We start from the raw sequence: 15,313 nt of genomic DNA on the forward strand, positions 1-15,313 counted from the left end.
AGGTAGGCGAATTCTACACCCCGCAAGCCGAAGGCGGGCTCCGCCACGACGACCCCCGGTTGGGGTTGAACTGGCCGCTCCCGGTCTCGGTGATCTCATCGAAGGATCGGGCGTTCCACTTGTTGCATGAGGTCGAAGACGAAGTGAAGCGCAAGATGTCGCTCACCGCGCTGGCTGCATGACAAGCGGCGCGAAGAACCTCGCGGCGTTGCGGGCAGTTGAGCGGCGACGGAGAATGCTTATGTGGATCGTCGACACGGCATTGAAGGCGCGGGCCGATCAGAATCGGCCCATTGGGGTCGGCATCGTCGGTGCCGGCTTCATGTGCCAAGGTCTGACCAACCAGATTGTCAATAGCACGCCGGGAATGCGCGTCGTGGCGATATCCAACCGCCGCCCGGAGAGAGCCGTCGCCGTTTTTAAATATTCCGGCCGCGAGGACGTTGTCATCGCCGATTCGCAGATCAAGTTCGACAATACCGCCGCACGGACCCGGCCTGTGGCAACGGCAGATCCGATGCTGCTCGCGCGCTCGCCGCACGTCGACGTCATCGTCGACGTCACGGGCGCGGTCGAATACGGCGCCCATGTCGTGCTCGAGGCGTTCAAGCACCGGAAGGACATCGTGCTGATGAATGCCGAGCTCGACAGCACCATCGGTCCGATTCTTCAGACCTATGCCGACCAGCATGACGTGATCCTGACCGGCTGTGAGGGCGATGAGCCGGGCGTGCAGATGAACCTGTATCGCTGGGTCAGGGGTCTGGGGCTCACTCCGCGTCTGATGGGTAACGTGAAGGGGCTTCAGGATCCTTATCGTAATCCGACCACGCAACAGGGCTTTGCGCAGCGCTGGGGACAGAACGCCGCAATGGTGACCAGTTTTGCCGATGGCTCCAAGATCAGCTTCGAGCAGAGCATCGTAGCCAATGCGACGGGCTTCAAGGTACGCTCGCGAGGCATGTCGCGCGGGCTGCAATACACGGGCGATGTACTCAAGATCGGCGACCTCTATGATATTGAGGAGCTCCGCAGGCTTGGCGGCGCGGTTGATTACGTCGTGGGCACGCCGTTAACAAAGGTCTATTGCCTAGCCGAGCACCCCGATCCCAAGCAGCAGCACTATCTGAACCTGTACAAAATGGGACCGGGGCCGCTCTATTCGTTCTTCATCCCCTATCATCTGGTGCATTTTGAGGCACCCAACGCGATTGCGCGGGCTGTGCTGTTTCGCGACGCGACCACCAAGCCGCTCAATGGTCCGATCGTCGAGGTCTGCGCCGTCGCCAAGCAGGATCTCAGGGCTGGTGAGCTGCTCGACGACTATGGCATGTACATGACATATGGGGAGGCGGTGAACGCCGGCGAGATGAGTGCCGGTCGATATCTTCCGGAAGGCCTGGTGCAGGGCTGCCGGTTGAAGCGGCGTATCGCCAAGGACACGGTGATTACGTATGATGATGTCGTGCTGCCGCCGGGGCGGCTGGCGGATCGACTGCGGGCGGAGCAATATTTGAAATTCCGCGGCGAGACATGGCTGAAGGACATGCTTGACGTGCAAGCTGTCGAACAGCCTCGGCGAGAGTTCGCAGCGTCAAGCGCAGGCGACTGATGTCGCGCGACTGCCGTTCAGATCTCTGCATAGCCGTCAACGCGCGTCGGTTTGGTGGAAGCGCTGCAGCTATGTTTTCACCAAGGCGCTGGGCAAATGGGAAGGTCATGAGGCGGACGTGGGTCGAGATCGCAAGAAGAAGGTTCGGCCGAGTCAAGTTGCGCAGTTGTACGGCTGACGCGCTGCAGAGCCCGGAAGTCCAGGTGTGACGCAAGGGACCGGCTGGTAACGCTCGCCTTGCGTGATGTCCTCGGGGTGTTCCAATGCCGTGCTCGGTGGCGCCATCTTGGGCATCGCATTGGGATTACCTCGCCTGCGCTGCGTCTCATGCTGCCCTAGCCATCACTATTGCGATAACCTTGCTCTCCGCCGCGAACAACGGTCACCCTGATCGAAAGGCGTTGATTCGCATCGGCCGACGTGTGGCAGAGCACGCAACCTTTTCACAGTGACGTCCCGACTCCTGCTGGCTCGAAGAGCGACGCCATGATCGACGACGAGATCGAAGAACTCCGCCGGGATTTACTCGATGCGCACGATAACCGGTCACCGGGGGTGAACCCCGTCCGGCCAGCACGCCGCCCTTGTTACGAGCGGCAACGGCTACAGATCGCGGCACGAGACGAACTGGTCGGCGAAGCCGTGCGGACCATCAGGCTGCTGGCCCCGCCCGCTCCTTGAGTGCTGACGCGCCCGCCTTTCACCCTCCCCAGCAAAGCCGGGCCGCCTGAAGCCGCGCAGCCGGCGCGCAAGGGCGCACGCTGGAGTCGATCCGCTCGCTCGGCGATCTGCACGGCATTGCACCCCCCGGTATCAGTTGGATTCATGCTGACGCGGGGCCGGTCAGGCCTGCAGGATTTGCCTTATATCGACCGGTTCCGCGGGGGTGTCACGCACGTCGAGCGCCTCTTCGATGTGGTGCAGGTGCTCTTCCATCAGGTCGGCGGCGCGCTGCTTGTCGCCGGCAGCGAGCGCATCGAGCAACGTGTCGTGTTCGGCTTCCGAGCAGGTGCGCGCGCGGGTCGATCCATAAAGCCCGATAATGAGCGAGGTGCGTGCCACCAGCTCCTCGAGGTATCTGGTCAATACCGAGTTGCCGGCGATTTCTGCGAGCCGAATATGAAATTGCCCCGATAGCCGGATGGACTCGCTGCGCTCGCCGCGGGCTTCTGCTGCAGCACCGGCGCGGGAATTCGCCCTCAATTCCGCGAGTGTGCGCTCGTCGATTGCGGTCGCCGCGGACAGCACCACCGACCGCTCGATCGCGCGGCGCGCCTCGAAAACCTCGCGCGCTTCGCTGGCGCTGGGGCTGCTGACATAGGCGCCGCGATTGGGATGCAGCGTCACAACGCTCCGACCGGCCAGCACCACGAGGACACGCCGGATCTGGGCACGGCTGGCTTCGAACGCCTCGCAAAGTGCATTTTCGGCAAGCTTCGCACCCGGGGGAAGCTTGTGCTCCATGACAGCAGCGAAGACGCGCTCGACGATGACGTTGTCGGCGAGGGGCCGGGGAAGATCAGCGAGCAGGGCCATCTCTCGTTTCGCTATGCCTCCCCTTGCTCGGCCAACTCGTTCGACGCCCCGTCCCGGAAAGAGGCAGCGCGCTGATACCGGCGCCCGCTATCGGGAGCAAGACACGAAATGTGTTGGTTCTTGTCCCTTTGTGTCTACGAAGGAGACAGGATTGTCAACAATCTAGCTTTTTCGTGTTGATAATCCCTTGGCCTTCATGCATCGTCGCGGCCAAGCAAAGCTCCGCTCGCGCGCCCGGCACCCCGGGCGCCAGACGGTTCTGGAGGGAGGGAAAGATCATGAAGCGTCACATGTTTTCGTCTCGCGCCGCTCTGCTCGGTCTGGTATCCGCGCTCAGCCTTGCAGGGGCGCTGATGCCTGCCGAGGCTGCGAACAAGGTTCTCAAGATCGGCTTCGTCGGCGTGACCAGTGGTCCTGCCGCCGCATGGGGCACCTCGAATGTTCGTTCGATGCAGACGCTTGCCGCCTGGTGGAACGGGCAGGGCGGGGTCAAGATCGGTGACCAGACCTACGACATCGACGTCGTGACCTTCGACGACCAGAAGGATCCCAAGCGCGCCATCGCCGGCATGGAAAAGATGGCGCAGGAGGGCATCCATTATGTGGTCGGGCCGAATGTCGACGACGGCGCCGCGGCGGTCCGGCCGGTGGCCGAAAAGGCCGGCATCATTTATTTTCCCTACGCCTTCCCCAAGGCGCTCTACACCAAGCCCGCCTCGAACGCGGTCCTCGGCATGGTGGCGAACTACCAGTCGGCGCCCTCGATCTACAAGTATCTGAAAGAGAACAAAGGCGTGAAGACGGTCGCCTTTGTCTGCGCGAACGAATCCGATCCGATCAGTCAGCGCGACGGCGGCGTGGTCGCGGCCAAGGCGCTGGGTTTGAACGTGGTCGCAGACAAGGATACCTATGAGAACGACACGCGCGACTTCACGCCGGTGCTGACGCCGATCGTGAAATTGAAGCCGGATCTTTTGGTGTTGTCGGGTGTGGCACCGGCGAATGCGCCGCTGTTGATCCGCTCGGCGCGTGAACTCGGCTTCGAGGGGATCATCTCGACCGAGACCGCGCAGGACGCCAAGGTGCTCGAGGAAGGCGCCGGTGAACTGGCCAACGGCTTCATCTCGGTCGGCGGCGCCTCGACGCCGGAAATCCGCTCGAAGACGATGGAAGAGTTCATCGACCGCTACACCAAGAAGTTCGGCGAGTACAACGACGAGTCGAACACCAAGGTCTACGCGCTGCAATATATCGTCGACACGCTGAAGGCAGATCCGAAAGCAATCGACAGCGTGGAGGAGTTCAAGAAGGCGATGGACACGTTCTCAGCGCCTAATCCGTATCTGAAGGACTCATCGGCGACCCTGCACTATGTCGGAACGACGTCGTTCGGGCAGAAGCGCCAGCTCGCGGTACCGCTGGTCGTGAACCAGTACAAGGACGGAAAGTTCGAGACCCTGTTTGTTGCGAATGTCGACTGAGCGCATCGCCTGCCTGCGGGCGTCATCATCCGATCCGTCGGCGCTCGAGGTATGCGCCTGAACAAGTGACGGAGGCAAGCTGCATTCCATCTGAGCGCAGCTTGCCCCGGGCTCGGCGACGGCACGGGCGCCTGAACGAAGTCCGTCCAGCGGAGAGCGGTCGTGGAGCAAGTCGTCGCCAACGGGCTCTATCTCGGCGCGCAATATGCGCTCATTGCGCTTGGTCTTACGCTCATCTTTGCGCTGATGAACGTGCTCAACTTCGCGCACGGGCAGATGTATGTGCTTGGGGGCTTCGTCACCTATGAAATCTACGGCCAGCTGCGCTGGCCGTTCGTCGTCGCGCTGTTTGCCTCCGCCATTACGCTCGCGGTTCTCGGTGGGCTGATCGAGCGCTTGCTGTTCCGAACCGTCATCAGGCGCAGCGTCCGCGAGGAAAGTACGATGCTGCTCGCGGCCGGCATCGCCTATTTCCTCGACGCGGTCATCCTGCTGCTGTTCGGCGAGAAGCAGCGCGGCGTCCCGAAGATCGTTCCTGGCGTGCTGCGGGCCGGCGATATCATCATGCCCTATGACCGCATCGTCGTCGGGGGCCTCGCCGTCCTCTTCATCGTCGGATTCATTCTGATGATGCAATACACCAGGCCGGGACGGGCGATGCGCGCGCTGGCCCAGGATCGCATCGCTGCGCAGCTCATGGGGGTGCCGGTCGAGTTCTACTCATTGCTTGGTTTTGCGCTCGGAGCCATGCTTGCTGGTCTGGTCGGCGGCCTTCTGGTGACGATCACCGGCGTCAATTCGGGCATCGGAGGGCCGATATCGCTCAAAGCCTTCCTGATGGTGATGATCGGCGGCGCCGGCGTCGTGGGCGGGGCCATTGCCGGTGGCTTTATCCTCGGCATGCTGGAATCCGTCGGCTTGACCGTCTTGCACGCCTATGGCGACATCACCTATCTCGTCATCTTCGCGGCTCTGCTAATCTTCCTCGCCATCCGGCCGAATGGCCTGATGGGCAAGCCCTGGGGCTGAGTCGATGTTTCGCCCGTTGCGCCTGGCCGCGCTCGCGGTCTTCGTCCTGGTGGTGTTCCTCGCCGTTCCCCTAGCGATCAAGGCCGCAGGCCGCACGGACTTCTATTATACGCTGAGCTCCGTCGCCCTTCTTGCCATCGCCAGCAGCGGCGTGTGGCTGATGTTCCATATCGGCCGCATCAACATCGGGCAGGGCGCCTTCGCACTGATGGGCGGTTATGTTTCCGCCATTCTGGTAACCTCGGCGGGTTTCTCATTCTGGCTCAGCCTGCCGCTGGCCGGCCTGTTCTGCGCCGCCGTCAGCATCCTCATCGGCCTGCCGATCCTGCGCCTGCGGGGGGTCTATTTCGCCATGGTGACGCTTGTGCTCACCGAGGTCGCGCGGCTCCTCGCTTTGGCGCTGCCGATCACCAACGGCGCCAAGGGCATCACCAGCATTCCCGCTCCCGGCGCGATCGGCGCCTTCGGTGTTACGCTCGTTCCGGCCTTCGATACCTTTGCCGAGCGCAATCTCGCGTTCTACTATTTGTCGACGATCATGATGACGCTGTGCTTTGCCGCGCTCTATCGGCTCGTCCATTCGCGCATCGGCAAGCTCTTCGTCGCCATGCAGCAGAACGAGGAATTGGCCTCGTCGATGGGCATCAACGTGCCGGCGATGCGCATCCTCGCCTACGCCATCTCGTCGTTTCTCGGCGGCCTGGCTGGTGCGATCTTCATCGCCATTGCGCAATCGATCTATCCCTCGAGCTTCACCGTCAATGACAGTGTCAACTTCATGCTCAACTGCTTCGTCGGCGGCCTCGGTCATGTCTTTGGGCCGATGCTCGGCACGCTGGTTCTCTATTTCGGATGGGATCTTCTGTTCGCGATTGGCCAGTACCAGCTTCTGATCTATTCGGGCGTGATGGTTCTCCTGATGCTGGTACTGCCGAACGGCCTGCTCAGCATCCGTCTTCCCTCGCGGCGTGGAGCCAGGAAGTGACGTCAATCCTAAAGGTCAATGGCCTGACCAAGCAGTTCGGCGGCCTCGTCGCCGTCAACGATGTCAGCTTTGATGTCCAGCCGAACGAGATCCTCTCCGTCATCGGCCCGAACGGTGCCGGCAAGTCGACCATCTTCAAACTGATCTCCTCCTTTCTGAGGCCGACACGCGGTGAAGTCCTGTTCCAGGGCGAGCGCATTTCCGGCCTTGCCCCGCACATCGTGGCGCGCAAGGGCGTGGTCCGCACGTTCCAGGAGACGACGATCTTCAAGGGGTTGACGGCCCGCGATAGCGTCATCGTCGCCCACCATCTGCGGTCGCGCGCCAGCCTCATCGGCTATTATTTCGAGACCGGCCTCGCGCGTCGCGACGAGGAAGCGTTCGGCAGCTCCAGCGACGAAATCCTCGAATTCCTCGGCCTCGGCGAGGTGAAGAATGAGATCGCCAGCAATCTGCCACACGGGCATCTGCGCGCGCTCGGCATCGCCATCGGCCTTGCCGCCAATCCCCAGGTGCTGCTGCTCGACGAGCCCTTCGCCGGCATGAACCATGAGGAGACGCGCCGCGCCGTCGAGCTCGTGCGCGCCGTGCGCGAGCGCGGCGTCACCGTGCTGCTGGTCGAGCACGACATGGCAGCGGTCATGAAGATCTCCGACCGCATCGTCGTGATCAATTTCGGCTCGAAGATCGCCGAAGGCGCTCCTGCGCAGATCCAGAAGAACGACAGGGTGATCGAGGCCTATCTCGGCGTCGAAGACCAAAGCATAGGGCTTTGAGCATGCGCGCGCTGCTGTCCTTAAGCGATGTCGAGCTCTATTACGACCACGTCTATGCTCTCAAGGGCGTGTCGGTGGAGGTGCAGGAGGGCGAAACCGTCGCGCTGATCGGTGCCAACGGCGCCGGCAAGTCCTCGATCCTGCGTGCCATCACCGGCCTGCGCAGGATAAAGAAAGGCAAGATCGAGTTCGAGGGACGGCGCATCGACGGCCTGGGGCCCGAGGCGGTCGTCAAGCTGGGTATCGCCATGGTTCCGGAGGGGCGGCGCGTCTTTCCGCTCATGAGCGTGCGCGACAATCTGATGATGGGCGCGTTTTCGCGCAGCGACCGCGCCGAGGTGCGCAGCTCGCTGGAAAGTGCCCTGGAAAGATTTCCCCGGTTGAAGGAGCGCTTGTCCCAGCCGGCGGGCACGATGAGCGGCGGCGAGCAGCAGATGCTGGTGATCGCCCGCGCTTTGATGGCGAGGCCGAAACTGCTGTTGCTCGACGAGCCTTCGCTGGGCGTCGCACCGAAGATCGTTCAGGACATCGCCCGCTCGATCGTCGCGATCAATCGCCACGAAAAAGTGAGCGTGCTTCTGGTCGAGCAGAACTCGCGCATGGCGCTGCGCATTTCCAATCGCGCCTATGCCTTGACGACCGGCACGGTCGCGCTCTCCGGCGCATCGGCCGACCTCGTCGCAGACGAGCGCATCAAACATCTCTATCTTGGCGGCGACCTCTGAGAAACCAGCCTTCCATGCGCATCCACATCATCAATCCCAACACCACCGCCTCGATGACCCGGAAGATCGAGGAAGCCGCCCGTGCCGCCGCTTCGCCTGGGGTCGAGATCCTGGCCACCAACCCGCCCTCGGGCCCACCCAGTATCGAGGGTTATTTCGACGAGGCGTATTCGCTGCCTGGCCTGCTCGAAGAGATCGGCAACGGCCAGGGCGCCGACGCCTTCATTATTGCCTGTTTCGACGATACCGGCCTCGACGCGGCGCGATGCGTCGCCGAGCTGCCGGTCATCGGCATCGGCGAGGCGGCGTTCCATTTCGCGAGCCTGATCGCACACAAGTTCAGCGTCGTCACCACGCTTGCGCGCTCGCTCGCCCCGATCGAGCACAACCTCGTCAAATATGGTCTGGCGGCGCGCTGCGCGCGGGTACGGGCCTCCAACGTGCCGGTGCTCGCGCTCGAAGAGCCGGGATCGCTGGCGCGCCACACCATCCGGAACGAGATCGAACGTGCGCTCGCCGAGGATGGCGCCGAAGCGATCGTGCTTGGTTGCGCCGGCATGACGGACCTCGCGCGTGATCTGGAGCAGGCGGTCGGTGTTCCGGTTCTCGACGGCGTGGCCTGCGCGGTGGCGCTTGCCGAAGGCGTCGCGCGGCTCGGACTGCGCACCTCCAAGCGCAACACCTATGCCGCGCCGCTTGCAAAATCCTATTCGGGCGCCTTCGCGCCGTTCTCGCCACGCGGGTGAAGCGGGCAAAGGTTTGCACTGGCGAGCGGCAACGCGCGAGCCCGGCGTCGACCGTCAGCTCTCAAGGATCGCCTGAAGCTGGTCATCGTCGCCGTCGTCCCGCCCGAGCGGATCTCTCGGCAGCAGCCGGTGCTTGAGGACCATTCTTGCCATGGCGAGGCGGTGAGGCGCGCGTATCATCGCCGCTTCGTGGGCCAGGCCGATTGCCGATGTGACGTGATAGAGCGCTGAGGAAGCCTGCCGAACGAGATGTTCGTCCTGCTGCGCATGCGTGCTTTCGGCCAGGGCGCAGGTGCGGTCGAGCGTTTCGGCGAACAGGGAATGCAGGTTCGGCTCCAGTGAAGCTGCGTCGAGGCGCTTCATGTTTGCCGCTTGCAGTTCCGGCAATGATCCCTCACGAACGATCGCCCTTCGGACATCCAGCGCAACGATGTTCGACGTGCCCTCCCAGATCGACCCGAGATGGGCGTCACGCAAGATGCGCGCATCCGACCATTCCTCGATATATCCGCAGCCGCCGCGAACCTCCATCGCATCGCCGGTGACTTTTCGGGCATCCCGGCAGGCGCGAAACTTGATCAGCGGCGTCATGATGCGAAGCAGTTTTGCCTGCCGCGTGTCGCCCAGATCCGCCAGGCGCATGGCTTCCGCTGACTGAAACACCATGGTCCGAGCTTGTTCGGACCAAACGATCATCTTGGCAAGTTGTCGGCGCATCAACGGGAACTCGATCAGGCGCTTGTTGAAGGCGTGCCGTCTCCGCGAGATGAAAAGCGCCTCGGTCACCGCGCGCCGCATCAGGGCGGCGGCACGGACTGCGTTCGAAAGACGTGAGCTGTTGACCATATCGGCCATCTGGTTGAAACCGCGGCCGCGCTCGCCGACGAGATACGCCTCCGCGCCGTCGAGACGGATCTCGCCGCTGGCCATGGATCGCGTGCCAAGCTTCTCCTTGAGCCGAAGGATCCGATAGGAGTTCGGAACGCCATCCCGCTTCACCTTGGGGAGCAGGAACAGTGATACGCCCTTGAGGCCATCGATGTCCTCGCTGCGGGCGAGCACCATAGCGAGATCCGCATCGGCATTCGAGCAGAACCACTTGTCGCCGGTCAGCCTCCACGTGCCATCGGGTTGCGGATCAGCCCGCGTCACAATCGTGCCGATGTCCGATCCGCCGGCCTGCTCGGTCATGAACATGGCGCCTTGCATGAGCTGGTCGAGATCTGTGGAGGTCAGGGCGTCGAAATAGCGCTCGACCAGATCCTCGCTGCCGAAGCGCTTCAGCGTCCGCGTCAGCGAGTCCGTCATGTTGACCGGGCACATCAGGCCGAATTCCGATTGGGTGAACAGAAAGGTGAGTGCATATTTTGCGGCCGGCGGCAGCGGCGCCGGCCAGCCGAGGGCGGCGCGGTGTGAAATGGCGGCAAGGCCGAACTCACCAAAGGCAAAATTTTCGAGCTCGCGGTATGCGGGATGCTTTTCGATGTGGTTGCAATCCTCGCCGGTGCGGCGCCGCACCGACAAGACGGGAGGATGCTTGTCGGCAATCCAGGCCAGCCGGTCCAGATGATCGCCGGCGAGGCTGCCGAGGCGGTCGAATACGGGCTCCAGACGAGCGAACAGGTCGGTGGGGAGATAATGCGCGAACAGGGCCGCCGCATCGCGGTCGGCCCGGTAAAGATTGAGACCACGGGAATCCGGAATGGATCCTGTCTCGGCAGGGTCTACGCGCATGGAAACCTCCTCCTCAGATTTTGAGCCGATGATCCGAGATTGACATTTTCCAGATCGATGTCGAGCAGATATCAATTCCAGGATGGATGCGCTAACTTAGGTGTTGTCGGCGCGGATCGCGCTGATGACGGCGTCGGTCACCTTGCGTGTATTGGCTGAGCCGCCCAAATCCGGCGTATGCAGCGCGGGATCGACTGTCACGCGTTCGATCGCCTTCATCAGGCGCCGCCCGGCAGCATTCTCGCCGAGATGCTCCAACATCATGACTCCCGACCAGAACGTACCTACGGGATTGGCAATGCCCTTGCCCATGATGTCAAAGGCGGAGCCGTGGATCGGCTCGAACATCGAGGGAAAATTGCGCTCGGGATTGAGATTCGCGGTCGGCGCGATGCCAAGCGAGCCGGCAAGCGCGGCCGCGAGGTCCGAGAGAATGTCCGCATGCAGATTGGTGGCAACGATGGTATCGAGGCTTTGCGGACGTATCACCATGCGCATGGTCATGGCGTCGACGAGCATCTTATCGGAGGTCACGTCGGGGAATTCCCGTGCGATTTCGGCGGCGATTTCATCCCACATGACCATTGCGTGGCGCTGGGCGTTCGATTTGGTGACGACGGTGAGGAGCTTGCGCGGACGGGATCGGGCAAGTCCGAACGCGAAGCGCATGACACGCTCGACGCCGGCGCGGGTGAAAATCGCGACGTCAGTGGCCGCCTCGAGCGGGGAGCCCTGATGGACGCGCCCGCCGACCCCGGCATATTCTCCCTCGGAGTTCTCGCGGACGATGACCCAATCGAGCTCGGTATCCTTCACGGCGCGGAGCGGAGAGGTGATCCCTGGCAGGATGCGCGTCGGGCGCACGTTCGCGTACTGGTCGAATGGCTGACAGATCGCCAGCCGCAATCCCCAAAGGGTGATGTGATCCGGGATTTCCGGATGGCCCGCCGAGCCGAACAGAATGGCATCGTGATGACGGATGAGGTCGCGGCCATTCTCCGGCATCATGCGACCGTGCTTCTTGTAGTACTCGCCGCCCCAGGCGAAATGATCGAAATGGAAGGCGAAGGTTCCTTCGCGCTTCGCCAGTGCGTCGAGAACCTCGACACCGGCGTCGACGACCTCCGTCCCAATCCCGTCGCCGGGGATCGCTGCGATCTTGTAGGTCCTCATGAACAATGTCCTCGATTGACGGGAGACGGACCATTGTGCGCCGGCAGCGGCTGTTTGTGCATCCCTGCGGTCGCCCGCAATCCGTCTAGATCACATTGAACGGGAACGAAATTCCGTCTCCGGTGAGTCCAATTTACGGCTTGCATAAACGAACTAGTTCGTACATCATTGACAAAAACGAAACGACGGCAGTCAGAACCGCGAGTTCGCCGCAAGAGCGTCAGCCAGCGCGCGGACCGGTCGTGCCGGGCACCACAACAGGGAGGGATTTTATGAGCTTGACGTCAATTGCATCGTTGCAAGCGACGGCCACCGCGGAGGCCGCGCGGAGCAAGCTGCCGAAGCGCGCCGCGGTGGTCAGCTTCGTCGGCAGCATGCTCGAGTATTACGACTTCTTCATCTACGGCACGGCCGCGGCACTGATCTTTCCAAAAGTGTTCTTCGTCAATGTCGATCCGTCGACAGCGACACTGCTGGCCCTGCTCAGCTTTGGCATCGGCTATATCGCGCGCCCAGTCGGCGCGGTCATTCTCGGCCATTTCGGCGACCGCATCGGCCGCAAGACCGTGCTGCTGGTGACACTCGTGCTGATGGGCGGCGCGACGCTGGCGATCGCGTTCCTGCCCGACGCAAAGGCCATCGGCAGCGCCGCGCCGATCATCCTCACGCTGCTCCGCCTGTTGCAGGGGCTGTCGGCGGCCGGCGAGCAGAGCGGGGCCAATTCGCTCACGCTCGAACATTCGGCCAACAGCAATCGCGCCTTCTTCACGAGCTGGACCTTGAGCGGCACGCAGGCTGGCGCCATCCTCGCCACGGTGGTATTCATTCCCGTTTCCAACCTGCCCGAGGATCAGCTCATGAGCTGGGGCTGGCGCATCCCGTTCCTGCTCTCCGCGCTCGTGCTGTTGGTTGCCTATCTCGTGCGGCGGACCATGCCGGAGACGCCCGTGTTCACCGAGATCAAGGACAAGGCGCAGGTCGCGCGCTTCCCCGTGCTCGCGCTCTTGCGCGACTACTGGCCGGACGTGCTGCGCGTCATCGTCTGCGCGCTGATCGCAACCGTCAGCACGATGACCGCGGTTTTCGCGCTCGGCTATGCCACCAGCAAATTCGGCGTGGCGCGTCCGACCATGCTGTGGGCGGGCGTGCTCGGCAACGTCACGGCGCTGGTGACCCAGCCGCTCTGGGCGATTCTCGCGGACCGGATCGGCCGCAAACCTGTGTTCATCGGCGGCGTGCTTGGCTGCGCGGTGCTGGTCTTCCCGTATTTCATGGCGGTGACGACGGGAAATACGCTGGCGATCCTTGCCGCCGCCATGATCCTTTCGGGTATCATCTACGCTGCGCCCAATGCGATCTGGCCGTCGTTCTACGCGGAGATGTTCGAGGCACGAGTGCGCTATTCCGGCACGGCGATCGGAACACAGCTCGGATTTCTCGCCGCCGGCTTCACCCCGGTGATCAGTCAGAGCCTGGTCCGCGAGGGCCCGACCGGGTGGATTCCGGTCGCGATCTTCGTCGCCTGCTGCTGCGTGATATCGGCTGCCGCCGCGGCGACCGCGCGCGAAACGCACACGGTCGACATGGCCGATCTCGGCAAGCGGCGTAGCTGAGGGAGCGGTGACATGCTGACGAATGCGGTCTCGACCACGAGCGGGCCGGTCATCGGTGCCGAGCAGCACGGCGTGCGCGCCTTCAAGGGCGTGCCGTTCGCGGCCAGCCGGCGGTTTGCGAAGGCGGTGCCGCCGCGGCCGTGGACCGAGCCGCGGCGCTGCACCGATTATGGCGCCTACGCGCCGCAGCCTGGCCACCTCGATCATGCGGATGAGGAGAGCTGCCTCAGCCTGAACATCTGGACACCCTCCGCCGTCGATCGCCCTCTACCAGTGCTGTTCTGGATCCACGGCGGCGCCTTCGTGACCGGCGGAGGGGCGGACTACGACGGGACTTTCCTCGCCGCACAAGGTCCCGCCATTATCGTCACGATCAATTATCGGCTCGGTCCGCTCGGCTTCCTGCAGTTGCACCGCCATGGCGGCGACCTGAACGAGGCCAACAATCTTGCGGCCATGGATGTGCTGGCAGCCCTGGATTGGGCTCACGCGAACATCGCGAATTTCGGCGGCAATCCGGATGCGCTGACACTGTTCGGCCAGTCGGCGGGCGCCTCTATGGTGATCGCGCTTGCGACACAGCCGCAGGCGCGCGGAAAATTCTGCCGCGCCATCGCCTTCAGTGCGCCGGGGCGCGGCATCACGACCAGCGATCATGCGGACGAGGTTGCCGATCGGGTGATCGCCGAGCTCCAACTTGAGAGCCAGCCCGGCGCAGTCGCGGCAATGCCAGTGCCGCAGCTTTTTGCGGCTGTGCAGACTGTCGGTCGCCAATTGGCGGACGGAACGGAGGCCGGCAGCTTGTTTGGCCCGGTCCTCGATGGCGCCGTGATTTCGCGCGATCCGGCGGAGGCAATTGCGGCCGGGGTATTGCGCGACATTCCATTCTGGCTCGGCTCCTGTCGCGACGAGATGGCGATGTTCCTGAACAGCACTCCGCCGGCTGCGATGATCCGTGCCACGGAGCGGCGGATTCGCACCTCGTTCGGCGATGCCGGCTGGGAGCAGCTTTTGGCATGTTATCGCGCGACAACGCGAGCGGGTGAGGACCCGCTCGAAGCACTGTTGTCGGACGCGTTCTGGCATCGCCCCGTGGCCGATCTCGCGCGCCGCCAGGCCGCGGCGGGCGGGGCGGTCTGGCTGAGCCGGTTCGACCACAAGCCGGCGCTTGAGCCGTTTCTGTCGCAAGGACCAACCCATGGCGCCGACAACGCCTGCCTCTGGGCGCATGTACCGAATTTTGTCGATCGCCCGATCCTTCGGCGCATGGGCGGCCCGATGACTTTAGGCGACATCGAGGTCGCTGCCCGATTGCAAGCGAGCGTCCTACGCTTCATCATCGACGGTATTCCGGACGAGGCGAGCCTTTGGCCCAAATTCGAGAGGAACGCCGAGCGCATCGCGATTTTCGAGCGGCCGTTCCGCCTTGGACGCGTCGATGAGGGCGAGCGCTTCCGCGTTTGGTCGGATCTCTCCTGGAGGGTTGGCCGGACCGGCCAGGACAATAAAGAGAAAAACGCGGCGGTGGCCGGATAAGAACGCCCCAGGTCTGCAAGATCTGCCTTGATGGAGTGTGGCACTTCAAAGGGCCGAGGCGGTCGCCGTGACCGTCCGATTTTTCGGATGCCCCTCTGGCCGGTTTTCCGGTGCTTCAGACGGATCCAGGTCGCTCGGATCGGCGCCCTCGGCGGTATGTCTGGCAATCTCAGGAAAAATAACGACATTCGCCGGTATGAGGCGACCCACAACGTCTGGCACGAATGCTGCTAGAGTATCTGCCAATCGAGCCTCGGCTCCAGAATAAGCAACGCGAGGGGACGTTCAGATGCCGGCCAGCATTCAATCCTTTACGTAGAGCGACAGGCGACATCGCCTATCTTACATTGCGCGGTTCCGCCTGAAC

The 15,313-nt window shown here is 63.0% G+C and carries 14 protein-coding genes; 11 read left to right on the forward strand and 3 right to left on the reverse strand.

Going from position 1 to position 15,313, the window contains the following annotated elements; genetic code table 11:
• The 3 genes from JOZ76_RS31005 to JOZ76_RS31015 form a co-directional block, all read left to right on the forward strand.
• A partial coding sequence (locus JOZ76_RS31005) for a dTDP-4-dehydrorhamnose 3,5-epimerase family protein (protein WP_291705205.1) occupies positions 1 to 182 on the forward strand: 182 nt, incomplete at its 5' end.
• A 59-nt stretch (positions 183 to 241) separates the two neighbouring features.
• A complete protein-coding gene (locus tag JOZ76_RS31010) occupies positions 242 to 1,612 on the forward strand; it encodes an NAD(P)H-dependent oxidoreductase (protein ID WP_291705206.1) in 1,371 nt (456 codons plus the stop codon).
• A gap of 486 nt (positions 1,613 to 2,098) precedes the next feature.
• Positions 2,099 to 2,293 carry a hypothetical protein gene (locus JOZ76_RS31015; protein WP_291705207.1) on the forward strand — a complete coding sequence of 65 codons (195 nt, stop codon included), beginning with the start codon at positions 2,099 to 2,101 and terminating at the stop codon, positions 2,291 to 2,293.
• A 162-nt stretch (positions 2,294 to 2,455) separates the two neighbouring features.
• On the opposite strand, the gene JOZ76_RS31020 is transcribed toward JOZ76_RS31015, so the two are convergent.
• The gene (locus tag JOZ76_RS31020) at positions 2,456 to 3,148 is read right to left on the reverse strand and encodes a GntR family transcriptional regulator (RefSeq protein WP_291705208.1); all 693 of its coding nucleotides are present in this window, start codon (positions 3,146 to 3,148) and stop codon (positions 2,456 to 2,458) included.
• 278 nt (positions 3,149 to 3,426) lie between these two features.
• On the opposite strand from JOZ76_RS31020, the gene JOZ76_RS31025 reads away from it, so the two are divergent.
• The 6 genes from JOZ76_RS31025 to JOZ76_RS31050 all read left to right on the forward strand — a co-directional run bounded on the left by JOZ76_RS31025 (position 3,427) and on the right by JOZ76_RS31050 (position 8,890).
• Positions 3,427 to 4,629, forward strand: a complete 1,203-nt coding sequence (locus JOZ76_RS31025; protein WP_291705209.1) for an ABC transporter substrate-binding protein — start codon at positions 3,427 to 3,429, stop codon at positions 4,627 to 4,629.
• 162 nt (positions 4,630 to 4,791) lie between these two features.
• A complete protein-coding gene (locus tag JOZ76_RS31030; protein ID WP_291705210.1) occupies positions 4,792 to 5,658 on the forward strand; it encodes a branched-chain amino acid ABC transporter permease in 867 nt (288 codons plus the stop codon).
• A gap of 4 nt (positions 5,659 to 5,662) precedes the next feature.
• Positions 5,663 to 6,643, forward strand: a complete 981-nt coding sequence (locus JOZ76_RS31035; RefSeq protein ID WP_291705211.1) for a branched-chain amino acid ABC transporter permease — start codon at positions 5,663 to 5,665, stop codon at positions 6,641 to 6,643.
• Positions 6,640 to 7,419, forward strand: a complete 780-nt coding sequence (locus JOZ76_RS31040; protein ID WP_291705212.1) for an ABC transporter ATP-binding protein — start codon at positions 6,640 to 6,642, stop codon at positions 7,417 to 7,419. The genes JOZ76_RS31035 and JOZ76_RS31040 overlap by 4 nt, the downstream gene beginning before the upstream one ends.
• A gap of 2 nt (positions 7,420 to 7,421) precedes the next feature.
• On the forward strand, positions 7,422 to 8,144 hold the full coding sequence (locus JOZ76_RS31045; RefSeq protein WP_291705213.1) for an ABC transporter ATP-binding protein: 723 nt from the start codon (positions 7,422 to 7,424) through the stop codon (positions 8,142 to 8,144).
• A gap of 14 nt (positions 8,145 to 8,158) precedes the next feature.
• A complete protein-coding gene (locus JOZ76_RS31050) occupies positions 8,159 to 8,890 on the forward strand; it encodes an aspartate/glutamate racemase family protein (protein ID WP_291705214.1) in 732 nt (243 codons plus the stop codon).
• A 54-nt stretch (positions 8,891 to 8,944) separates the two neighbouring features.
• On the opposite strand, the gene JOZ76_RS31055 is transcribed toward JOZ76_RS31050, so the two are convergent.
• Entirely contained in the window at positions 8,945 to 10,624 is a 1,680-nt protein-coding gene (locus JOZ76_RS31055; RefSeq protein ID WP_291705215.1) for an acyl-CoA dehydrogenase family protein, read from the reverse strand.
• A gap of 96 nt (positions 10,625 to 10,720) precedes the next feature.
• A complete protein-coding gene (locus JOZ76_RS31060) occupies positions 10,721 to 11,797 on the reverse strand; it encodes a tartrate dehydrogenase (RefSeq protein WP_291705216.1) in 1,077 nt (358 codons plus the stop codon).
• A gap of 272 nt (positions 11,798 to 12,069) precedes the next feature.
• Between JOZ76_RS31060 and JOZ76_RS31065 the strand changes: the two genes are divergently transcribed.
• Complete coding sequence (locus tag JOZ76_RS31065; protein WP_291705217.1) at positions 12,070 to 13,410, forward strand: MFS transporter; 1,341 nt, start codon at positions 12,070 to 12,072, stop codon at positions 13,408 to 13,410.
• A gap of 12 nt (positions 13,411 to 13,422) precedes the next feature.
• Entirely contained in the window at positions 13,423 to 14,946 is a 1,524-nt protein-coding gene (locus JOZ76_RS31070; RefSeq protein ID WP_291705218.1) for a carboxylesterase family protein, read from the forward strand.
• The last annotated feature ends 367 nt before the right edge of the window (positions 14,947 to 15,313 follow it).

The sequence above is a fragment of the Bradyrhizobium sp. genome (assembly GCF_019244115.1).
GTDB lineage: Bacteria > Pseudomonadota > Alphaproteobacteria > Rhizobiales > Xanthobacteraceae > Bradyrhizobium.

Coding starts and splice junctions, on each gene's coding strand:
- JOZ76_RS31010 (WP_291705206.1), top strand. CDS start 242: ATGTGGATCGTCGACACGGCATTGAAGGCGCGGGCCGATCAGAATCGG.
- JOZ76_RS31015 (WP_291705207.1), top strand. CDS start 2,099: ATGATCGACGACGAGATCGAAGAACTCCGCCGGGATTTACTCGATGCG.
- JOZ76_RS31020 (WP_291705208.1), bottom strand. CDS start 3,148: ATGGCCCTGCTCGCTGATCTTCCCCGGCCCCTCGCCGACAACGTCATC.
- JOZ76_RS31025 (WP_291705209.1), top strand. CDS start 3,427: ATGAAGCGTCACATGTTTTCGTCTCGCGCCGCTCTGCTCGGTCTGGTA.
- JOZ76_RS31035 (WP_291705211.1), top strand. CDS start 5,663: ATGTTTCGCCCGTTGCGCCTGGCCGCGCTCGCGGTCTTCGTCCTGGTG.
- JOZ76_RS31045 (WP_291705213.1), top strand. CDS start 7,422: ATGCGCGCGCTGCTGTCCTTAAGCGATGTCGAGCTCTATTACGACCAC.
- JOZ76_RS31050 (WP_291705214.1), top strand. CDS start 8,159: ATGCGCATCCACATCATCAATCCCAACACCACCGCCTCGATGACCCGG.
- JOZ76_RS31055 (WP_291705215.1), bottom strand. CDS start 10,624: ATGCGCGTAGACCCTGCCGAGACAGGATCCATTCCGGATTCCCGTGGT.
- JOZ76_RS31060 (WP_291705216.1), bottom strand. CDS start 11,797: ATGAGGACCTACAAGATCGCAGCGATCCCCGGCGACGGGATTGGGACG.
- JOZ76_RS31065 (WP_291705217.1), top strand. CDS start 12,070: ATGAGCTTGACGTCAATTGCATCGTTGCAAGCGACGGCCACCGCGGAG.
- JOZ76_RS31070 (WP_291705218.1), top strand. CDS start 13,423: ATGCTGACGAATGCGGTCTCGACCACGAGCGGGCCGGTCATCGGTGCC.